This is a genomic window from Pseudomonas thermotolerans DSM 14292 (genome assembly GCF_000364625.1).
In the GTDB taxonomy this organism is placed as follows: Bacteria; Pseudomonadota; Gammaproteobacteria; order Pseudomonadales; family Pseudomonadaceae; genus Aquipseudomonas; species Aquipseudomonas thermotolerans.
In genome coordinates this window covers 1-3,241 of the sequence record NZ_KB822649.1, presented here as the reverse complement: position 1 = coordinate 3,241, position 3,241 = coordinate 1, and the positions used below count along the sequence as shown (strand labels likewise).

The window sequence follows — 3,241 nt, the reverse complement described above, 5'->3', positions numbered from 1 at the left end:
TGCGGGTCTGTTTCATCAGGGATGCTGGTCTTGCCATGGTTCACCTCGTGCAGTGTATCGCTTAACGGGGTGTCCACTGGGACTGGGCAAGATCACTCACTTCTAGCAGTGGCTCAACAGGAGCAACCACTTTCGCCGGTTGGCTCTGACTGCTTGAGGCTGGAGCAGGCTTGCTGGACGGACGATCCCCCGAGGCCATCGCAACCACCATCAGCGCGAGCCAGACAAAGCCGATCACCCGGCTGGTAGTGCTATGCCCTTGGCGCAGCAGGAACCAAACAAAGATGACCGGAAACAGAAAAATACCGACGCCCAGCCAGAAGCCGACGTTGCGGCTCATAGCTTGGGCGGGATGCATTTGAACGGTGGCAGTCTGCTTAGCGATAGGCGCACCACAATGCGGACAGGCAACCGCCTGGTCGCTGGCCATGCGATCGCACTCGCCGCAGTTGATCAATGCCATTTCACTACTCCTTGATTGCACTTCCTGAGCCAGCCCGGATTGGCCGGCTTGTTTGTCAGGATCAAGATATGTAGCGTGGCTTGACGCATCTAGAGTGTGCGTTCGTACAGGTAAAGTTTTCGAGCAAGTGAGGCCGGCATGAAACGCAAACAGGAAATCGAGTCCGTGCGCTGGGATCTGGCGCTGCGCTATCGCCTGATCGAAACGGTGGTGTGGTGGGAAGGACGTTTAACCACCGGGCATCTGATGCAGAGCTTCGGCATCAGCAGGCAGCAGGCGTCGAAGGACATCAATTCCTACATCACCGACTACGCGCCGAAGAACCTGGAATACGACAAGCATTTGAAGGGGTATGTACCGAGCCGCCACTTCAAGCCACTGTTCATTGACGACAGCGCCAGCGCCTACCTGTATCTGCTCAACCAAAATCACGACCGGGCACCGCACATCGAAGGGCTGGCATTGGCCTATGCGCACACTGAGGTACTGGATGTGCCGGATCGCTCAGTGCGCCCGGAGGTGCTGCGCCCACTACTCAAGGCCTGCCGCGATGGGCTGCGACTGGAGTGCGAGTATGTGTCCTTCACCACGCCGGACGGCGAAACCCGCCTGATCGCGCCGCATACGCTGATCTACACCGGTATGCGCTGGCACGTGCGCGCCTATTGCGAGAAGAATCGAGATTACCGGGACTTTGTGCTCAGCCGTTTTCGTGGTGAGCCCGAGTTGATGGACGACGAAACCGAAAACACCCGTGAGCACGATCCGGGCTGGAACAGCCTGGTGCAGGTCATCATTGAACCGGACTCGCGCCTGAAACCCGAGCAGCGCGCGATCATCGAAGCCGACTACGGCATGCGTGACGGACAGCTGGTGATCGAGACCCGAGGTGCTCTTGTGCAGTATGTGCTGCAGCGCTATCAGATCGATACAACCAAGGTGCACACCAAGCCGACAGCACAGCAGATTGTGGTGGTGAATTTGGATGAATTGCAGGGGTGGTTGTACCACTGAAGACGACAGCCATAGGTCGAAACAGTCAATAAGGCGGGGGCATCGCCGCAAGCTCAATTGCAATGATCCCGCCCTTCATTTCGTTACAGCTGCTTAATCCACTCGATAATTTGTGGCTTATCGATGGGGTTGTATCGGGACAAGTGAGGAAAACCAACCACCAACACCGCCTGGCCACTGAGTTCCGATCGAAATGCCTTGATTGACCAGTCCCCATGCATGGCAACACCTTTCGGTGAGTACAGAATCTCACCGCCCAATTTACGGTTCAGGTAACTGAAGGACGATACCTGCGAATTTCCGCAGCATAGAATCAGCTTGGGCTTTACCAGAGCCAAGATCGCTTCATGCACAGGCCAGCAAACATCAGCGTAACGCTCGGGCACACCTTTCGCATCTCGGCTCTTAACAAAAATCAGATTGCTGCTGCAGACTTCTCCTACTGTGTGCCCAAGAGCCTCAAGTAACCACCTAACCCGCAACTGCAGAGTTGATTGGCCTGCTGCTGTCGTCCACTCCAGATCCGTATAGTCGTTGCAAGTTTTCGACGGTAAGTCCTCCAGACTTTCTGCCAGGGTTGACCCTTCAGCATCTTCACCGCCGGGGTTGTATCCCAAGAAGTAGACATCGCCAGGCTTCAGGGTGTTGAAGCTGCTATACAAAATCCCGCCTCGCAAAGACATCAGCTCTGACAGCGAATTTTGAGCGACTGCTAGTATTCCTTGCTTATCCATAAAGCGTTTCCATCCAAGTCAAAGTTCACCCAAAAGGTTGTCCAGTTCAGGCTGTGACGTTGTGTAGTGCGGGTCCGCCCGCCAAACAGCAGCCCGCACTGAGAAGCCAAAAAATGCAGCAATCAAGCGCTTTGCCTGCTTATTCAGCAGGCTGCGATCCAGATAAACCAATGGCCCTAGATTTCTGGCATGCAGCACGCGCCCCCTCGGCACGCATTGGTATTCAACCTGGTTCAGTTCGTGGAAGCCATGCCGAAGATGAAATGCTGAATCCCAGATCTCGACGTGATCAAGTGGCGAGTCCACCAGACCGGCTACGCACTCTTCGCCCAGGCCAAGCGGATGCGCAACACCCAGCACTGCTCCTGCATAAACCCAGAACACGCCGATTTTGTGGATGTCCGGGCTGCCTGGTTCGCGAACGTCATTCATCTGGAACACACGCATACTGCGAATGGCAGGGAGACGCTTGCCTCGACGAACTCCAGACGGACTCTGTCCAGTTCGCCAAGACTGCTTTCAATCCAGTGGCCAATCGCGCTGTAGTGTTCCATCAGAAAATCTTCGCCATAGAAGTAGACGCACTCGGCCGCGCTGAATGAGCGAGCTACGGCACTGGTAAAAATGGCACCGTGATCTTCGCAAATGCGCTGAGCCTGACCAACAGTGGCCAGTTGAGGCGTTGCCTCTAGCAGCGCGTTGCAGAGTAACTGTGCCTGAATGGACGAAATATTCTCGGCAGCCATGGCGGTCATAGCGTCACCGACTCGCTGCGTGATCACAATCGCCACGCTATCCGGAATTGGCAGTTTCAGCTGCTCTGTTTGGTCCTGCCCAGGCGTTGCCGCACCTGGCCAGATCAGTGTGTTGAACATTACGCAGTCCTCCTGATGTGCAGCCATCACTTTGGCCGGAAGACCTACAGGCTTTAAGTCGGGCGGCCGCAAAAACTGAGTGCAACACCTGACCTTTCCGGTACGGTGTTGCCCCTATGTCCTATTCCGAACTCAGCGTTGAAGAACGCGCCACC

5 protein-coding genes are annotated in these 3,241 nt (G+C 55.6%); 1 reads left to right on the top strand and 4 read right to left on the bottom strand.

Annotated features, from left to right (window positions below; translation table 11 throughout):
* Positions 1-61: 61 nt before the first annotated feature.
* Complete coding sequence (locus tag H165_RS18860; protein WP_017940289.1) at positions 62-463, bottom strand: hypothetical protein; 402 nt, start codon at positions 461-463, stop codon at positions 62-64.
* A gap of 138 nt (positions 464-601) precedes the next feature.
* Between H165_RS18860 and H165_RS0117850 the strand changes: the two genes are divergently transcribed.
* A complete protein-coding gene (locus tag H165_RS0117850) occupies positions 602-1,477 on the top strand; it encodes a WYL domain-containing protein (protein WP_017940288.1) in 876 nt (291 codons plus the stop codon).
* A gap of 83 nt (positions 1,478-1,560) precedes the next feature.
* On the opposite strand, the gene H165_RS19695 is transcribed toward H165_RS0117850, so the two are convergent.
* Genes H165_RS19695 through H165_RS0117845 form a run of 3 tightly spaced genes read right to left on the bottom strand, consistent with a single transcriptional unit; the run spans position 1,561 to position 3,086 of the window.
* Complete coding sequence (locus H165_RS19695) at positions 1,561-2,211, bottom strand: hypothetical protein (protein ID WP_155943647.1); 651 nt, start codon at positions 2,209-2,211, stop codon at positions 1,561-1,563.
* Positions 2,212-2,229: 18 nt separating this feature from the next.
* Complete coding sequence (locus H165_RS19690) at positions 2,230-2,643, bottom strand: hypothetical protein (protein WP_143507122.1); 414 nt, start codon at positions 2,641-2,643, stop codon at positions 2,230-2,232.
* Complete coding sequence (locus H165_RS0117845) at positions 2,640-3,086, bottom strand: hypothetical protein (RefSeq protein ID WP_017940287.1); 447 nt, start codon at positions 3,084-3,086, stop codon at positions 2,640-2,642. Before H165_RS0117845 ends, H165_RS19690 begins: the two co-directional genes overlap by 4 nt.
* Positions 3,087-3,241: the final 155 nt, after the last annotated feature.

Bases quoted from the DNA above. Each gene is read 5' to 3' on its own strand.
- H165_RS18860 (WP_017940289.1), bottom strand. From the start codon at position 463: ATGGCATTGATCAACTGCGGCGAGTGCGATCGCATGGCCAGCGACCAG.
- H165_RS0117850 (WP_017940288.1), top strand. From the start codon at position 602: ATGAAACGCAAACAGGAAATCGAGTCCGTGCGCTGGGATCTGGCGCTG.
- H165_RS19695 (WP_155943647.1), bottom strand. From the start codon at position 2,211: ATGGATAAGCAAGGAATACTAGCAGTCGCTCAAAATTCGCTGTCAGAG.
- H165_RS19690 (WP_143507122.1), bottom strand. From the start codon at position 2,643: ATGAATGACGTTCGCGAACCAGGCAGCCCGGACATCCACAAAATCGGC.
- H165_RS0117845 (WP_017940287.1), bottom strand. From the start codon at position 3,086: ATGTTCAACACACTGATCTGGCCAGGTGCGGCAACGCCTGGGCAGGAC.